This window comes from Candidatus Sulfotelmatobacter sp., assembly GCA_036500765.1.
GTDB lineage: Bacteria > Acidobacteriota > Terriglobia > Terriglobales > Acidobacteriaceae > Sulfotelmatobacter.
On sequence record DASYBM010000017.1, the window covers coordinates 263,709 to 279,992 of the forward strand.

Below are 16,284 nucleotides of genomic sequence, written 5' to 3' on the forward strand. Positions count from 1 at the left end.
TAGGTGCGGATACGCTAACGGTTCAGATTCTCATCGGCATGACGATGTAGCGGTATTTGTAGTCGTCGCCTTCGGCGGGGCGGAATTGGCCGGCGGACTGGGCATCTTTGAGTTCGAGGCGGACTTCGCTGGTGCCGGCGGCTTTCAGGAAATCGATTAGATATTGTGCATTGAAGCCGATGGTAAGCGGGTCGCCGGTGTAGGGGGCTTCGATCGAGTCTTCGGACTCGCCGGTTTCGGTGGAGGAGGCGGAGAGCTTGAGTTCGCCTTTTTCCAGTTTTAGGCGGACGGCGCGCGAACGCTCGTCGGCGAACTGCGCCACGCGGAGGATCGCGGCGTTCAGTTCGTCGGAGTTCAGCGGGACGACTTTGCTGTTGTCTTTCGGCAGGACGGCTTCGAAGTTGGGGAACTGTCCCGTGAGTTGGCGCGAGGTGAGCAGGCGCGAACCGATGCGGAAGAAGAGCGTCGAGTCGTCTTTGGCGAACTCGATGGTCTCGGCGTCGGTGGAATCGAGCAGGGATTTCAGTTCGTCCATCGCTTTTTTCGGGACCAGAGTTTTCAGTTCGCCGGAGACGCCTTCGAATTTTTCACCGGGGCGTTCACAGTGGGCGAGGCGATGTCCATCGGTGGCGACCATGGTGATGGACTCAGGCTTGATCAGCATTAGTGCGCCGTTGAGGGTGTAGCGCGATTCTTCGTTGGAGATGGCGAAGCCGGTGCGGGCGATCAGGCCGCGCAGAACCTGGGCGGGAATCGTGATGACACCTGCGGTCGGAAATGCCGGAAGGCTGGGGAAGTTCGACTTCGCCATGCCGACCATCTTCGTGTTGGACCGGCCGCAGCGAATGCTGACCCAGTGATTGTCGAGCAATTTAATGGTGATGTCGGCGTCGGGCAGGAGTTTCACGTAGTCGTGAAGTTTGCGGGCGGGGATGGTACAGGAGCCCTCTTTCTTGACTTTGGCGTTGCATGAGGTACGCAGGCTGAGATCGAGGTCGGTAGCAGTGAGCGACAGGCGGTCACCCGCGGCCTCGAACAAATAATTCGACAGAATGGGAATCGTGGTCTTGCGCTCGACCACACCTTGGGTGGCGGTTAGTTCGTGCAACAGTTCGAACTTGCTGACCGTAATCTCCATGGTTCCTGCGGCGGTTCCTGCGGCAACGGCGGCCTCGAGCGGCATAAATCCGTCTCCCCTTCAAAGGAAGCGAGCCTTGCGCGCGATTCTTGCGTCGCACAAAACACGACGCATTGCGCGGCTCACCCCAGATCCCTCGTCAGGCAAAATGCGCCCTCCTTGGGATGACAAATTTTGTGCTACTTCTCGTGCTCTACTTCTTTTACTAAGCTTATATCAAATACAAAACCTAATAAACCAGCAGTAGCAGTAGGGGCCTCGCAGAAGTGGAAAACCGGGGCAACTCGCCTGTTGTCACCGGGTTTGCGCCTAACCCTTGATGTTAGAAATCGGTCCCGAACTCTTCGGAGTTGCCAGCGTAACCTGGCCTGGGTTCCGATTTCCTGCCTGCCTTGCACAACTTCCACATCGCATTCACAGCCGCCGCGAAGGAAGACTGGATTGGTTCGTGGAAAACGTTGGCGAACCTGCGAATCATCCGCCTAATTGCTCGGTCAATTTATTGATCAGCCTGTTCAAATCTTTGTCGTTCTTACGAAGTTCTTCGATCTTCTCGACGGAATGCAGCACCGTGGTGTGATGCTTGCCACCGAACTGGCGGCCGATTTCCGGCAGCGATGCTTCGGTGAGATGTTTGGCCAGGTACATCGCAACCTGGCGTGGGTACACGATGGCGCGGGAATTGTTCTTGGCCTTGATTTCGACGAGCCGCAGTCCGAATTGTTCGGCAACCATTTTCTGAATGGACTCAATGGTGACCTTGCGGGCTTGGGAGTCGATGAAATTTTTCAGGACCAGTTGCGCGTAGGGCAGCGTGATCTCGGCGCCGATGAGCGACGAGTGGGCGACCAGGCGGATCAGCGCGCCTTCGAGCTCGCGGACGTTGGAGCGAATGTTCGAGGCGACGTAGAGCGCGACGTCGGTGGGCAGGGTGACTTTTTCCTGCTCCGCTTTTTTCTGCAAGATCGCGACTTTGGTTTCGAGATCGGGCGGCTGGATGTCGGCGATCAATCCCCACTCGAAGCGGCTGCGCAGACGGTCTTCGATTTCGGCGAGTTCCTTGGGTGAGCGATCGCTGGCGATGACGATCTGCTTCATCGACTCGTGCAGGGCATTGAAGGTGTGAAAGAACTCTTCCTGGGTGCGTTCTTTGCCGGTGAGGAATTGAATGTCGTCGATGAGCAGGACGTCGACGTTGCGGAATTTGTCGCGGAAGGTGGTCATCTTGTCGTAGCGCAGCGAGTTGATCATGTCGTTGGTGAACTTCTCGCTGGATACATAACAGATGGCGGCATGGGGCATGCGGCGCTTGATCTCGTGGCCGATGGCCTGCATCAGGTGGGTCTTGCCCATGCCGACTCCGCCGTAAAGGAAGAGAGGGTTGTAGGCTTTGGACGGGCGCTCGGCGACGGCCTGGCAGGCGGCATGGGCAAACTGATTGCCGCTGCCGATGACGAAGGCGTCGAAGGTGTAGCGCGGGTTGAGTTGGGCTGCGCCGTCCCAGTCGAAGCGGGATTGGGACGGACCCGCAGTGGTGGAGGCGGAAGAGAGGCCGCCGTCGTGGCGGACGGGAGTGGAAGCGGGATCGTCTTCAGGAGTGACGAACTTGACGTCATTGAAACCGAGGCCGAGGTTGTCGATGGCTTCCTGAATCAGGTCGGCATATTTGTCGCCGGCGTGGCGGAACTCGACGGTGGGAACGCGAACGAAGAGAATGCCTCCGCTGGCGTGGCTATAGCGGGTGGGCTTAAGCCAGGTGTCGTAGGAATGGCGGTTGATTTTCTTTTCCAGCGCATCGAGGATGCGCGCCCACGGATTGGGGGAGAGAGTTGTACTGGGAACTGACATATATGAAATGTTCACCGGGGCGCTCCGGCGGCTGGTGGAGAGCGCCTGTTAAAACTGCCGTTTCACGAAAGTCGCTGGATCATCAATGCTACTGCGGAAAGCGCCTGATTTACAGTGCGCCATTGGTCAAAATAAAAAGACATTTTCGAAAAGCAGGATCAGACGGCGATACTAGCACAAATTTTTTTGTTGTGTGGAAAACTTCGGCTGGAATTTTTCCGCGAACCCCTATTCAGAACCGGAAGGCGCGGTGCTGTCAAGTGCCGCGGAGGTAACTGCCGCAGAGACAGTGCAGGGCGGATGGTCCGTTGCGCGGCCAAACGGCGAATGGAAGGCTATTCGTAGGAATCTCGACCTCAGTGTAGCTTCCCGGTGCCGCTGCATTTACCGCGGTCAGAATGCGATCAAGATGTAACCGAACGCGAGACCACTTCGTAACGCCTGTCGAAACGACAAGCGCGATCTTTCGGCCTGAAGGATTTTGCCGATGACGAATTCGTCGATTTCTGCGAGATCCACTTCTGCCTAACTTTACTTATTTCGCGGGAGCGGATAGCAGGCCGAAGACGCCGACTCCGGTGGTGGTGCCGACGTAAACTTTGCCGTTGGCGATCATGGGGGTGATGTATTTGTTGCCGGCGCCGAATTGGTCGCGGCCACCGGAAGCCTGGTTGGTGTTGTAAAGCTCGACTAAAGTCTTGGCGTTGTAGGCGTGGAGGACGGCGGGGTTGACGTTTTCGGCGGCCCAGAGGATGGCGTTCTGGTTTCCGTTGGAAGTGATGGCGGGAGTTGCGCCGGGGTAGACGAAGGTGTTGGCGGTCTTGGCGACGGCGGCGGATTTCAATTTTGCATTGCTGAACTGGAAGGCCTGGATGGCTTCATTTTTCGGGCCGTAGTAGATCAGGTTGTTGAAGGCTGCCGGGGCGGACCAGACTCCTTCGCGGAGGGCGCTCTTGAGTTCCTGATAGATATGGTTGCTGGACGAGTTGAATTTGCCCATGTTGGTGCGATCGACGACATAGAGATTGCTGTCTTTGCCGGCCCCGACGGCGAGTTGCCAGATTTTTCCGGTGGAATCTTTTTGGCTGGTGAGCAGAGCTCCGCCGGAGCCAAGGTCGGTGTCGGTGCTGTTTTCGGAGGACTGGTTGTACATCTCGAAATAGTCGGCGACGGCGAGTCCACCGGTGGTGGTGAGGCGAAGAAAGGCATTGCCGTAGTCGCCCTGGTCAGGAAAGCCGGAAGAAGTCAGGGTGGTGTCGAAGACCCCGTTGGCGTCGAGCAGGATGATGTTGCCGGAGTTGTCGGCGGCCATGCCTGCGCCGGAGTTCCAGAGCGCGCCCTGGGAACCGTTGGGGGTGAGATTGAGGATGGTGGTTTGGGCGAGCGTGGTGGCGTTGTAGCCCATGATCCATCCGGTATAGGGGCGGAAGTCGCAGTGCGAGGCCCAGGCGAGATAGACGGTGTTGCCGACCATGAGCAGGGCGGCGCGCTCTTTGTATTGGGCGGGATCGAAGATGACGTATCCGCCGGAGCTGTTGTCGCCGGTACCGGGATACTGGCCGGAAATGTCGATGGGGCCGTTGAAACGTTCGGCGCCGGTGGCGGCATCGAGGGCGTGCAGGCGCTGGTGATAGTTGGCGGAGCTGTCCTTCGACATGGCGACGACGTAGATCACAGGGTCCCCGGTTTTCGGCCGGGCGATGACGGGGGTGGAGGTAATGCCAATTTCGGGTTCGACCTGGGGACAGTGGCGTTGGTCGGAAGTGGTCTCGCCGGACTTGAGAGTGGTGACCTGCCAGAGGTTCGCTCCGGTGTCGGCGTCATAGGCGTAGACGGAATCGTGCTCGGTGGCGACGATGAGGAGATTGTGAATTACGCCGGAGATCGAAACGTTGGAGAGGTAGAGCGGCTGGGCGTCGACGAGGCCGTCGGCGGGGACGACGAAAAGTTTGCCGAAGGTGGTGGAGTTCACGTTGGCGAGGGTCAGGATGGTCTCTTTGCTGTCGAAACCGGTGCGGGCGTTGTTGTTGTGCCAGGTGAGGAAGTCCTGGGCGTGGAGCGGGAGGGTGAGGACGCAAAGAATCGCAATTGACGATAGAATACGAGATACGGACGGCGCGGTGAACGGCATACGGTGGCCTCCTGCGGTGACGGGTGGGAGTAGTACGGGGGAACGAACGGATTCAGGATACCTGTTTCTGAGGGGAGTTTCCAGGGGATTTGTGGAGGGCGGCACGGATCTAAGGGTTCCGGGCGTCCGCATTCGTATATCCCACCCTAACCGCAAAGAACGCGGTTAGGATGGGCCACCCACGGGTTATTTTTCGGGCGGATTCCAAGTCAAAGTCCCCACTTCTCGTGCACAGAACGCGCGAGAAATGGGGCACCCGCTTCTTGGGAGTCAAACAAGTCCCGAGGTTTTTACTTCGCGGAGAGGAGGCCGAAGACGCCGACCCCATTTGTTGTTCCTACGTAGACTTTGCCGTTGGCGATCATGGGGGTGATGTATTTATTGCCGGCGCCGAAGTGGTCGCGGCTACCGGAAGCCTGATTGCTGTTGTAGAGCTCAACGAGAGTCTTGGCATTGTAGGCGTGGAGGACGGCTGGGTTCGTGTTCTCGGAGGCCCAGACGATAGCGTTGGCACCGGCGTTGGCGGAGATGCTGGGAGTGGCTCCGGGATAGCCGAAGGAGTTGGAGGTTTTCGCTACGGCGGCGGTGAGCAGTCTGGCATTCTTGAACTGAAATTTCAGGATGGGAGAGCCGACCGGGCCGTAATAGAGATTGTTGTCGTAGGCGGCGGGCATGGACCAGATTCCGCCGGGCAGTGCGCCGGCGAGTTCCTGATAAATGTTGTTGCTGGTGGAGCTGAATTTGCCCATGTTGGCGCGGTTGACGACATAGAGATTGCTGTCTTTGCCGGCGCCGACGGCCAGATCCCAAACCGTGCCGCTGGTGTCTTTTTGATTGGTCAAGAGAGTTCCGCCGGAGCCGAGGTCGGTGTCGCTGTTACTCTCCGAAACGCCGTTATCCATTTCGAAGTAGTCGGCGACGGCGAGTCCGCCTTTGGTGGTGAGGTGGATGAAGGCGTTGCCGAAGTCGCCTTCGTCGGGGAAACCGGAGGAAGTGAGAGTAGTGTCGAAGACTCCGTTGGCGTCGAGAAGGATGATGTTGCCAGAGCTGTCGGCGGCCATGCCGGCGCCGGAATTCCAGATCGCGCCTTCGTTGCCGTTGGGAGTCACGTTGAGGACTGTGGTCTGGGCGAGCGTGGTGCCGTTGTAGCCCATGATCCATCCGGTGTAGGGGCGGAAGTCGCAGTGCGAAGCCCAGGCGAGATAGATGGTGTTGCCGATGGCAAGAAGTCCGGCGCGCTCTTTATATTGCGCGGGATCGAAAATGACGAAGCCGCCGGAGCTGTTGTCGCCGGTGCCAGGATATTGAGCGGCGATGTCGACGGGGCCCTTGTGAAGCTCGGCGCCGGTGGTGGCGTCGAGGGCGTGGAGGCGCTGGTGGTAGTTGCCGGAAGTGTCTTTCGACATGGCGACGACGTAGATGACCGGGTTGCCGGTTTTCGGGCGAAGGATGACGGGAGTGGAGGTGATGCCGATTTCGGGGGAGACCTGGGAGCATCCGCGATTGTCGGAGGTGGTTTCGCCGGATTTGAGAGTGGTGATTTGCCAGAGGCTGGCGCCGGTATCGGCATCATAGGCGTAGACGGAGTCGTGTTCGGAGGCGACGATGAGGAGATTGTGGGTGACGCCGGCGATGGAGACGTTCGAGAGGTAAAGCGGCTCGGCATCGACGAGGCCGTCGGCGGCGGCGATGAAGAGTTTGCCGAAGGTGGCGGAGTTGACATTGGTCGGCGTGAGGATGGTCTCTTTGTTGTTGAGGCCGTTGCGGAGGTTATTGTCGTGGTAGGTGAGGACGTCTTGCGAAAGTGCGGGAAGGGTGAGGGCGCAGACGATGACGGAAAGTGGAAGAATGCGGGGGAGCGGCATGGAAACCTCCTGGGGATCGTGTGGATGGGAAACGGCTCGGTTAGATACCGGTTGGCGGAAAATAGTTTTCCAGAATTTTGTGGGGGATTCAAACTCGGAGGTACACGGAGATGACGGAACTGGGTAAAGGATTGATCGTGATGGGAGTGGTGTTGGTCGTGGCGGGGATTTTGCTGACGGTGCGGTCGCCGTTGGGGAGATTGCCGGGGGACATTGTGTATCGGGGGAAGAATACGACATTTTATTTTCCGTTGATGACGTCGGTAGTGGTGAGTGTGGTGTTGACGATTTTGTTGTGGGTGGTGGGGAGATGGAGGAGGTAGTGGGTCGAGGAAAAGATCTTGTCGCAAAGGACGCGAAGGAATTCGCGAAGGTCGCTAAGAAGATCTGGACTGCATCCGACTTTGGCTTCGGTGGGCACTCTCATTCGTGGGACTACGCGCTTCAAAACCACAACTCATCCGTCGACCGCACACTTCAGAGTCACAACTCATCCGTGGGACCGCACGATTCGAAACCACAATTTGACTTCGGGGCGGGCAGCCTTTAGATTTTTTCGGTGTCTTGTTCTTTGTAATTCTGTTCGGAACGCGCGTCTTTGCCGCTCGGTGAAGACAGGGAAGCGGGTGAGAATCCCGCGCTGCCGCGCAACTGTAAGCGAGGAAAGTGCCGTCGCCCACTGGAAGTGATTCCGGGAAGGGCGAGGGCGTCAGTGGGTGCAGAGGCATCCTTACTCGCGAAGCCAGGAGACCGGCGCGATCCGTTTACTCAACCCCTTTCGCGAGTGAAGGAGGAAGTATGCGCGTGTCTGCTGGCGTTTTTCTGGTGGTTCTTTCTTTCTGGTTGGCTTTTTCTTTGGGTTTCCCCTACGCTGCGGCTGCGGCCGATTCCAATGCCGATGTGAAGGTGAAGGTTGTGGATCCGCGGGGGGCGGCGGTGGCAGGGGCTCAGGTGTCGCTGCTGGGTGGAGGGCGAGTTCTGAAGACGCAGACTACAGGGGGAGAAGGGATCGCGTCGTTCGGCGCGGCGTTTGGCCAACGGTATGAGGTGCAGGTGCTGGCACCGGGGTTTGCGGCGGAGACGGTCGAGATTGGTTCTGCGGCGGACATTACGGTGACGCTGCGACTGGCGACGGCTGCGGAGACGGTGGTGGTGAGTGCGACGCGGAATCCGGTGGCGGGCGAAGCGGCTGGGGCGGACGTTGCGACGCTGAATGGCGCACAGTTAACGACGATGCAGCCGCTGGCGGCGAACGATGCGCTGCGCTTTCTGCCGGGGGCAGTGGTGAATACGGCGGGGCAGCGCGGAGGATTGTCGTCGTTGTTCGTGCGCGGCGGCGAGTCGAATTACAACAAGGTAATTGTCGATGGCGTCACGGTGAATGAGCCGGGAGGGACGTTTGATTTTGGAACGCTGTCGCTGGCGCAGGGCGATCGGATGGAATTCGTACGGGGGGCGCAGAGTACGTTATACGGATCGGATGCGATGACCAGCGTTGTGCAGGTGTGGACGCGGGCGGGGAGCACGCGGGTTCCGGAATTTCGGTTGGGCGCAGATGGCGGAAATTTAAGCAGCTCGCATGGATATGCATCGTTGGCGGGGGCGCGCGGGCCCTTCGACTACAACTTTTTCGGGGATCAGTTTAATACCGGGGGATCGGGCGTGAATGACGCATATTCCGATTCGCTGGAGGGCGCGAATGTGGGCGTGGCGCTGGGGGACAAGGCGGCACTGCGGGTGAGGGTGCGGCACTCGAATACGCATACGGGGCTGCCGGGGGAGTGGAGCTTTAATGGGTATGATCCGCTGGTGCCGGCGAACGGGCCGACTGCGCCCCTGGTGCCGTTGCAGCCGAATCCGAGCGACTGGTCGCAGCTGAATAATTTGCTGGGCAGTGTGGAACTGACGGTGGCTGCGCCGAGTGGATGGCAACACCGGTTCACTGGCTTCGATTATGTGTATCGCTATTACGAATTGAATCCGGGCGATGCGGCGCGGGTGGATCCGTACGGGGATCCGATTGATTTTGCGGCGCAGACGATTGATCACATCAACCGCGGCGGATTTGAGTATCAGGGGGATTACTCGGAGCGGACGTGGGCGCATATGACGTTTGGATATCGCGTCGAAAATGAGAATGGGTTTGTGGGAGATGTGATCTACGGGCCGCAAAATCATGGGCAGCGCCTGAATAACGACGTGTACGCGCAACAGCAGTTAACGCTGGGGCGATTGACGGTGATTGCGGGCGGGCGGCTGGCGCATAGCAGCGCATTTGGCAATACGGGATTGCCGCGCGTTGCGCTCATGTGGCAGGCGCTGCGCGGGGGAGACATTTTTTCCGGGACGCGATTGCGATTTTCTTATGCGACCGGATTCAAAGAGCCGCGGCTTGAAGAGACGTTTAATGGAATTCCGCCCGATCCTTATGACATTCCGAATACGGGACTGAAGCCGGAGCGGTCGCGGTCGTTTGAAGCGGGCATTCAGCAGAATTTTTACCAAGGGAAATTTGTTTTGAATGGAACGTATTTTAATAATTTGTTTCACGACCAGATCAATTATGTGGAGATCGATCCGCATAATTTTGTGGGGCAGTATGTGAATGTGAATGAGTCGTTCGCGCAGGGAGCGGAGGCGGAGGTGCAGGCGAAGCTGCGGTCGCGGCTGCTGCTGAGCGGAGCGTATACGTATACGTCGACGCAGATTTTGGATAATCCTGCGCCGATTAATTCTTTGTATGACGTAGGCATGCCGCTGCTGCGGCGGCCGAAGCACTCGGCGACTTTGCTGCTGTCGTATTTGGGATCGCGGTGGGGCGGGAATGTGGGCGGGAGTTTTGTGGGGCGGCGTCCGGACTCGGATTTTTATGGGTTTGGGATCGATCATGCGGCGGGGTATGTGCGGGCGGATCTGGGTGGATGGTACGCGCTCTGGCCGCGGGTGACAGTGTATGCGAATGTCGAGAACGCGCTGGACCGACGGTATAACGAGGTGGTCGGGTATCCGGCGCTACCGGTGAATTTTCGGGCGGGAGTGCGGTTTAGGGTCGGAGGGGAATAGGCAGCGACAGCTGGACAGTTAATCGGAGCTAGAAATCCCCACTTCTCGCGCAAAGAGTGCGCGAGAAATGGGGCACCCGGATGCGTTCATCGAACATGTCGGCGACGCCGCATTCATTGATTCCATACTGAATCTTTAACCTACTGGTTCATGCCGGCGTGACGGGATGCGTCTTGCATCATCTCTAGTCTTCGTTTTTGTTGATCGAGCATTTCGCGCATCATTCCTAGACGCTCCGACTGAACTGCCTGATAGCGATTCACCGGTGTTTCGTACTGGGCGGTGCCGACCGAGGCGCGAGTAGAGGAGTTCACGCGGTCGATGCGCGCCTGGAGGTCGGCGATCCGATTTTCCTGGTCGTGAATGCGCTCTCTCCATTGCTGACCTGCGCGCTGGTCGATCGGAAATCGGTTGCTGGGGCGCTGCTCGGGATCATGGTTCGTGCGATTCACTCCGGACACGGTGGTCATGGGATCTGAAGCGTTGGATTGGGGGATTCCAGGCGTAGGCGCGGGCAGGTCCTGATTGCTAATCACCCTGGGCCTGGTCCCGGACGCTTCCTGAGCCTGTTGTTTGGCCTGGTTCGCGCGCGCGGCGTCGGCCAGCGACTGTCCTGAGGACTGCGCAAAAGCGACGGCGCTCAGCAGTACAGCGATGATGATGCTTTCCGGCAACATTCGATGCATAAGCCCTCCTGCGGTTGCATTCCGGTCTCTATAAGGAGAACTCAGGGGGAGGCACTCTGTCGTGTCTCAAAGGTGCAATTCACGGCAAGCCAAAGGCATCACCGCGAGGTGACCAAAGGGACACCTGCGCATGCGAATTTCCCGATGGTTCAGCCGACTTTTTGCGGGGAGCGGGGAAACGGCATGGCGGCGGCTATTTTGGCGCCGAAGTATTTGGTGCGGGCGAGGAGGAGTTTTTCGATGTCGACTTCTTTTAATGGCTGCTGGCGGCCGAGCAGGTGCGTCACCAGGGCGATCTGGGCGAAGTGCTCGACGGTTTCCATCTTCATGTAGGCGTGTTCGAGAGTGTCGCCATAGGAGACTACGCCGTGGTTCGACATGAGGATGGCGTCATAGCTGGGGACGTAGGGCTCGAGGGTGTCGGCGAGTTCGGAGGTGCCGGGGGTGCCGTAGCGAGCGAGAGGGATGCATCCCAGGCCCATGACGACTTCGCAGACTAACGGCTCGGTGAGCGGGACGCCGGCGGCGGCGAAGCCGGTGGCGGTGGGCGGATGAGCGTGGCAGATGGCCTTTACATCTGGGCGCATGCGATAGATGAGCAGATGCATGCCGATTTCGCTGGTGACACTGCGACGTCCGGCGACCTTGCGGCCATCGAGATTAACAATGACCATGTCGGAGGCGGCCATGGCGCCCTTGCTGACGCCGGTGGGAGTGACCAGGATGCGATCCTGGTCGAGGCGGATGGAGAGGTTGCCGTCGCAGGCAGCTACGAATCCCCGGTCGTGCAACATGCGTCCGTAATGGACGATTTCTTCCCTGTGCGTGCGTTCCGTCGCCATGGTTACCCTTAGGGGAGATGATAAATGCAGACCGCGATCTGGCACTGGCATAGTACCAGCAGGTCGCAAAGGAGACAAACCAAAATTTAGTTAAAAAATGTGCACACTCAGCGGTCGTAAGCCCTTTCACCACAGAGAACACGGAGTTGCGCAGGGTAAATCCGAAAAGCCTGCGCCTGAAGGCGAAATCACTGGCGGCACGAATGGCACGCATGAATGCGTGCCCTGATACGAGTCGTCGTGGGACGCTGCGGTAAGCTAGACGCGTGCTGGTTTCGGATTTCGATTACAAACTGCCGGAAGAGTTGATTGCGCAGGAACCGCTGACGGACCGGGCGGGGGCGCGGTTGTTGCATGTGACGGCGGAGCGAGCGGGCGTTTTTGGCGATCGAAAGTTTCGTGAATTTCCGGAGTTGCTGCGGGCCAGCGATCTGGTTGTGTTTAACAACACGCGGGTGTTTCCGGCGCGGCTCTATGGACGCCGGGGCGGGATTCGGGCGCAGGCGGTGAGCCCGCGGAATCCCGCGGCGCTGGAATTCTTGCGGGGGCGGATTGAAGTTCTGCTGACAAAACAAGTGCAGCGGCAACCCAACGAATGGGAGTGTTTGGTGCGTCCAGGGCGGAAGATTGGGGTGGGCGAGCGGCTTTTTTTTGGCGAGCAGGATGAGTTGCGGGGAGAGGTGATTGGGCGGGGGGAGTTTGGGGAGAGGAGGATTCGGTTTGCGGTGGTGCCGGGCGACGGACGAATGCGTTTGTCGTCACGTGAGCATTCTGGAGATCCGGCACACGATCCCACGGATGATTTTTTTCGAATCGTGGAGAGGATTGGGCATGTGCCTTTGCCGCCTTATATTGCGCGGGAGGAGTCGGCGGGAGATCGCGAGAGATATCAGACGGTGTATGCGCGGGAGCGGGGATCGGTGGCGGCACCGACGGCGGGACTGCATTTTACGCCGGAGATTTTGGGGCGCATAGGGGAGCGGGGGATTGAGACTGCGGAGGTTACGCTGCACGTTGGCTTGGGGACGTTTCAGCCGGTAAGGACCGAGCGAGTGGAGGAACATCGATTGCACGCGGAGAATTATTCGATTTCCGCGGAAGCGGCGGCGCGCATCAATCGGGCGCGGAGAGAAGGTCGGCGGGTGGTGGCGGTAGGGACAACGACGGTGCGGACGCTGGAATTTGCCGCGACATTTCCTGCACAGCATACAGGCGAGGTGCGGCCGGGGACGGGTGAGGCGAATTTATTTATTTATCCGGGGTATTCCTTTCGGGTGGTGGGGGCGCTGCTGACGAATTTTCATTTACCGCAGTCGACGCTGCTCATGCTAGTGTGCGGGCTCGGTGGGAAAGAGAATGTGATGGGCGCGTACGAGCATGCGGTGGCGCAACGGTATCGATTTTATTCGTATGGGGATTGCATGTTGGTGGAATAGGATAACCGGCTGCCTCGGGCGAGCATCAGAGTTTCTGGGGAGCGTTTCGAAAGTGCAATGAAGACAACCACCGGATGCGCCGCAAAATTCCCATGTCTCGCAAAAGACGCGAGAAATGGGGCACCCAACTATGTGGGCACCCACCTTACATGGGAGAGGATCAGTTAAGTCATTCATGGCGGTCCGGCTCAAGTCCAGGGAGATCATCTTATTCGTGTTCGCGTTCGTCGCTCTGAAGACGTTCTGCTTCGGACAGGCAGCGTCGCTGGGTGCCGCGCCGGCCACGGCAGGCAGCATCCACGGGACGATTGTGGACCAGAGTGGGGCGGTGGTGAGCGGGGCGCGGGTGGCGCTGACGCGCGAAGATCAAACTGCACGGCGAGAGGTGATATCGGACGCGGGTGGGGGATTTAGCTTTGCCGGCGTTGTGCCTGGAGCTTTTCTGCTGACGATTCGCGCCCCGGGCTTTGCGACGCAAACATATTCAGGAGAGCTGCCTGCCGGCGAAACGCAAACAGTTCCGCTGCTGGCGCTGGCGGTGGCCGAGAATATTACTGAGGTGCAGGTTGGAATTCCGCGCGTAGAAATTGCGGAAGAGCAACTCAAGGTGGAAGAGCATCAGCGAATTTTCGGCGCGATTCCTAATTTTTATGTCAGCTACGCGCCGGACACGGTTGCGCTCACTTCCCAACAAAAATTCAAGCTCGCGTGGAAAACGGTGATCGATCCGGTGACGCTCCTGATGGTGGGCGGCGCGGCGGGAGTGCAGCAGGCGCAAGACCACTTCGAAGGTTATGGGCAGGGCGCGGAGGGTTATGGGAAGCGGTTCGGCGCGAACTACGCCGATGCGGTCGCCGGAACATTTGTAGGAGGAGCGATACTGCCGTCGCTGCTGAAGCAGGATCCGCGGTATTTCTATAAGGGAACAGGCAGCAAAAGCTCGCGATTTCTGTATGCGCTTGCGAGTGCGTTTGTTTGCAAGGGCGACAACGGGCGCTGGCAGCCGAATTATTCGAATGTGCTGGGAAGCCTGGCGGCGGGCGGGATTTCGAATATCTACTATCCGGCGCAGGATCGCGACGGCTTGGGACTCACTTTTGAAAACGCCGGGCTCGCACTGGGCTCGGGCGCGGTTACTAATCTGATGCAGGAATTTGTGATTCGGAAGTTGACGCCGAAGCGGGATTTGAACAAGCCGTGATGGGCGAACGGTCCTTCTGCATTCTAAATTCTAATTTGTCGAAACGGGAGAGAACCTTGCAGGAAGTGGCAGGGCGGGCCTTCTGCGCGGCCGCCGATGTTCTTCCGCTCCGGCCATACGGGCGCGAATTGCGTCCATCGTTTTCCAGTATTCGTCGATTTCGGACCGGCCAAGTTTGGAGAGGCTGACGGTGGTGCGCATCTTTTTGTCGATGATTTCTTTGGTGATGATGACCAGACCGGCTTCTTCGAGGTTGGTGAGTTGGACGGATAGATTTCCCTTGCTCAGGCCGGTGGCGTTTTGCAGGAAGACGAAATCGGCGGAGGAGCAAGACGAGAGGATTGTGAGGATCGCCAGGCGGGCGGGTTCGTGGACCAGGCGGTTGGGGAGGGAGAGTGGGTCGTCAGTCATGGGCGGATTCCATCGGAAATTCATTCTCTTCCTGCGCTCTCTTGGGCATTAGATGCACGAGAGTCAGGTGGTCGAGCAGGCCCCTGGCTATTAGAGTAATGCCGAACCAGCCGGCATTCAGAAACTTCCAGACCATGAGTTGCATGATCTCGCGGTGATGGAGCGGATAGAAGCAGACAACGGCGCTGGCGAGGGCAACGACGAAGGAGAAGGATATCTGGCTTCGAGCCACCAACCTGCCTCGCAGGCTGCGCTCTATGTCTACAAACAACAAGAAGCACCAGAACGCAGTTGGCCAAAAGTTAACACGGTGATCTGGGTCAGAGATGATGGCATGCAATTGGTTATTGAGATTTGCAAGGACTGGATCACCGTAGTTTGCGATCTGGCGGCCGAAGATAAAAAGGGCTAGCCAGATGCAGACACATATCATGACTCCCGTATTGCTCATTTTGGCTGATCCAGGTTTTATCCAGCCAAATCGGTGCTCATAGTATTTGGGGATGAAACGAATTGAGGCGGCGTAGGCCAGAATCACAACAATCGACAGCCAGCGATAATGTGTGTTCCTAGCGAAGAGACTTGCAGTTTCAATCCGAAGCACGAGTATGCCAAGCGCAACAGAGGTTAGGCCCTGCAGCGCGTGGAAGTTCTCGGTGACGTAGCGTAGCCGTTGGGGATCGAGTTTCGCGTCTCCGGCTTCACCTAGCGCATCCATAGACTGGTCTATAGCATAAACTATACCGTAAGCGCGAGCTCTTATTCGACCGTTTGAGATTGGCGACTTCAATCGATGCACGGACAGGCCGGAGGAGATGGAGATCCTTCACTTCGCCTGAAGGGCGGCTCCGTTCAGGATGACAATGTCCGTAAGCTCACTTTCTCAAGTTTGAAAACTCATTTGATGGCGAGCGGGATCGGGTAGAACTTTTGGATCATGCGGCCGGTCATCAGGCCGCCTTCGTATTCGGGGATGATGACTTCGTCGGCGCCGGAGCTGCGGATGGCGTTGGCGTAGCGCTGCTGGCCGGCGCGGGTGATGATTTTGATTTTGGGATTGAGGGAGCGGGCGGTGACGGTGATGTAGAGATTGTCGGCGTCGTTATCGATGACGATGCAGATGCCGCGGGCGCGGTTGAGTCCGGCCTGGAGCAGGACGTCGTGTCGTTTGGCGTCGCCCTGAATGACGGGGATGCGGTCGTTGAGGAGTTCGCGGTAGAGGCCTTCGTTGGTCTCGATCAGGACGAAGGGGATTTCGAGGCGCTGGAGTTGGTCGACGACGGTGCGGCCGACCTGGCCGTAGCCGCAGATGATGAAGTGGTCTTGCAGCCGGTCGATGTTAACTTCGTTGATCATGGTTCTCCAGGCCTCCACGCCATGACGGCTGAAAATGGTGAGCAGGACGCGCTCGGCGATCCAGATCTGGAGCGCGAAAACGCCGGCATAGACGAATAAAGAGAAAATCTTGGTGGCGCGGTGGACGGCTCGGAACTCGATGGCATGGGGATGAATAACCCAGAAGAGGGCATCGAGCGGGCGCAGGCCTTCGACGCGGACGTAGAAGACGACACACACGCCGAGGAAGGCGGCCAGGACCAGGAGTGGCAGCCAAAGGCGCTTGGCGAAGATGAGGAGGACGCGGAGCATGTCAGCTCGTCAAACC

Annotated in this window: 13 protein-coding genes and 1 riboswitch; of the genes, 4 read left to right on the top strand and 9 right to left on the bottom strand. The window is 58.4% G+C overall.

Annotated features, from left to right (window positions below):
• Positions 1 to 22 precede the first annotated feature (22 nt).
• The 4 genes from dnaN to VGM18_21565 all read right to left on the bottom strand — a co-directional run bounded on the left by dnaN (position 23) and on the right by VGM18_21565 (position 6,982).
• Positions 23 to 1,183: a DNA polymerase III subunit beta gene (gene dnaN / locus VGM18_21550; GenBank protein ID HEY3975599.1), complete on the bottom strand. Its 1,161-nt coding sequence runs from the start codon at positions 1,181 to 1,183 to the stop codon at positions 23 to 25.
• Between the two features lie 429 nt (positions 1,184 to 1,612).
• A complete protein-coding gene (dnaA, locus tag VGM18_21555; GenBank protein HEY3975600.1) occupies positions 1,613 to 2,986 on the bottom strand; it encodes a chromosomal replication initiator protein DnaA in 1,374 nt (457 codons plus the stop codon).
• Between the two features lie 535 nt (positions 2,987 to 3,521).
• Positions 3,522 to 5,117, bottom strand: coding sequence for a pyrrolo-quinoline quinone (locus tag VGM18_21560; GenBank protein ID HEY3975601.1), 1,596 nt, complete (start codon positions 5,115 to 5,117; stop codon positions 3,522 to 3,524).
• A gap of 290 nt (positions 5,118 to 5,407) precedes the next feature.
• Positions 5,408 to 6,982, bottom strand: a complete 1,575-nt coding sequence (locus tag VGM18_21565) for a pyrrolo-quinoline quinone (protein HEY3975602.1) — start codon at positions 6,980 to 6,982, stop codon at positions 5,408 to 5,410.
• A gap of 110 nt (positions 6,983 to 7,092) precedes the next feature.
• Between VGM18_21565 and VGM18_21570 the strand changes: the two genes are divergently transcribed.
• Complete coding sequence (locus VGM18_21570) at positions 7,093 to 7,305, top strand: DUF2905 domain-containing protein (protein HEY3975603.1); 213 nt, start codon at positions 7,093 to 7,095, stop codon at positions 7,303 to 7,305.
• Between the two features lie 252 nt (positions 7,306 to 7,557).
• Positions 7,558 to 7,756: riboswitch (cobalamin riboswitch) on the top strand.
• A gap of 24 nt (positions 7,757 to 7,780) precedes the next feature.
• Positions 7,781 to 10,045: a TonB-dependent receptor gene (locus VGM18_21575; protein HEY3975604.1), complete on the top strand. Its 2,265-nt coding sequence runs from the start codon at positions 7,781 to 7,783 to the stop codon at positions 10,043 to 10,045.
• 140 nt (positions 10,046 to 10,185) lie between these two features.
• On the opposite strand, the gene VGM18_21580 is transcribed toward VGM18_21575, so the two are convergent.
• Positions 10,186 to 10,731, bottom strand: a complete 546-nt coding sequence (locus VGM18_21580) for a hypothetical protein (GenBank protein HEY3975605.1) — start codon at positions 10,729 to 10,731, stop codon at positions 10,186 to 10,188.
• Positions 10,732 to 10,880: 149 nt separating this feature from the next.
• Positions 10,881 to 11,573: a class II aldolase/adducin family protein gene (locus VGM18_21585; GenBank protein HEY3975606.1), complete on the bottom strand. Its 693-nt coding sequence runs from the start codon at positions 11,571 to 11,573 to the stop codon at positions 10,881 to 10,883.
• A gap of 266 nt (positions 11,574 to 11,839) precedes the next feature.
• Here VGM18_21585 and queA point away from each other — a divergent pair, with 266 nt between their 5' ends.
• Complete coding sequence (gene queA, locus VGM18_21590; protein HEY3975607.1) at positions 11,840 to 13,009, top strand: tRNA preQ1(34) S-adenosylmethionine ribosyltransferase-isomerase QueA; 1,170 nt, start codon at positions 11,840 to 11,842, stop codon at positions 13,007 to 13,009.
• A 175-nt stretch (positions 13,010 to 13,184) separates the two neighbouring features.
• Complete coding sequence (locus VGM18_21595; GenBank protein ID HEY3975608.1) at positions 13,185 to 14,210, top strand: carboxypeptidase-like regulatory domain-containing protein; 1,026 nt, start codon at positions 13,185 to 13,187, stop codon at positions 14,208 to 14,210.
• 30 nt (positions 14,211 to 14,240) lie between these two features.
• On the opposite strand, the gene VGM18_21600 is transcribed toward VGM18_21595, so the two are convergent.
• The 3 genes from VGM18_21600 to VGM18_21610 all read right to left on the bottom strand — a co-directional run bounded on the left by VGM18_21600 (position 14,241) and on the right by VGM18_21610 (position 16,268).
• Entirely contained in the window at positions 14,241 to 14,621 is a 381-nt protein-coding gene (locus VGM18_21600) for a transcriptional regulator (protein ID HEY3975609.1), read from the bottom strand.
• The gene (locus VGM18_21605; protein HEY3975610.1) at positions 14,614 to 15,339 is read right to left on the bottom strand and encodes a hypothetical protein; all 726 of its coding nucleotides are present in this window, start codon (positions 15,337 to 15,339) and stop codon (positions 14,614 to 14,616) included. The genes VGM18_21600 and VGM18_21605 overlap by 8 nt, the downstream gene beginning before the upstream one ends.
• Positions 15,340 to 15,518: 179 nt before the next feature.
• Positions 15,519 to 16,268: an NAD(P)-binding protein gene (locus VGM18_21610; GenBank protein HEY3975611.1), complete on the bottom strand. Its 750-nt coding sequence runs from the start codon at positions 16,266 to 16,268 to the stop codon at positions 15,519 to 15,521.
• Positions 16,269 to 16,284: the final 16 nt, after the last annotated feature.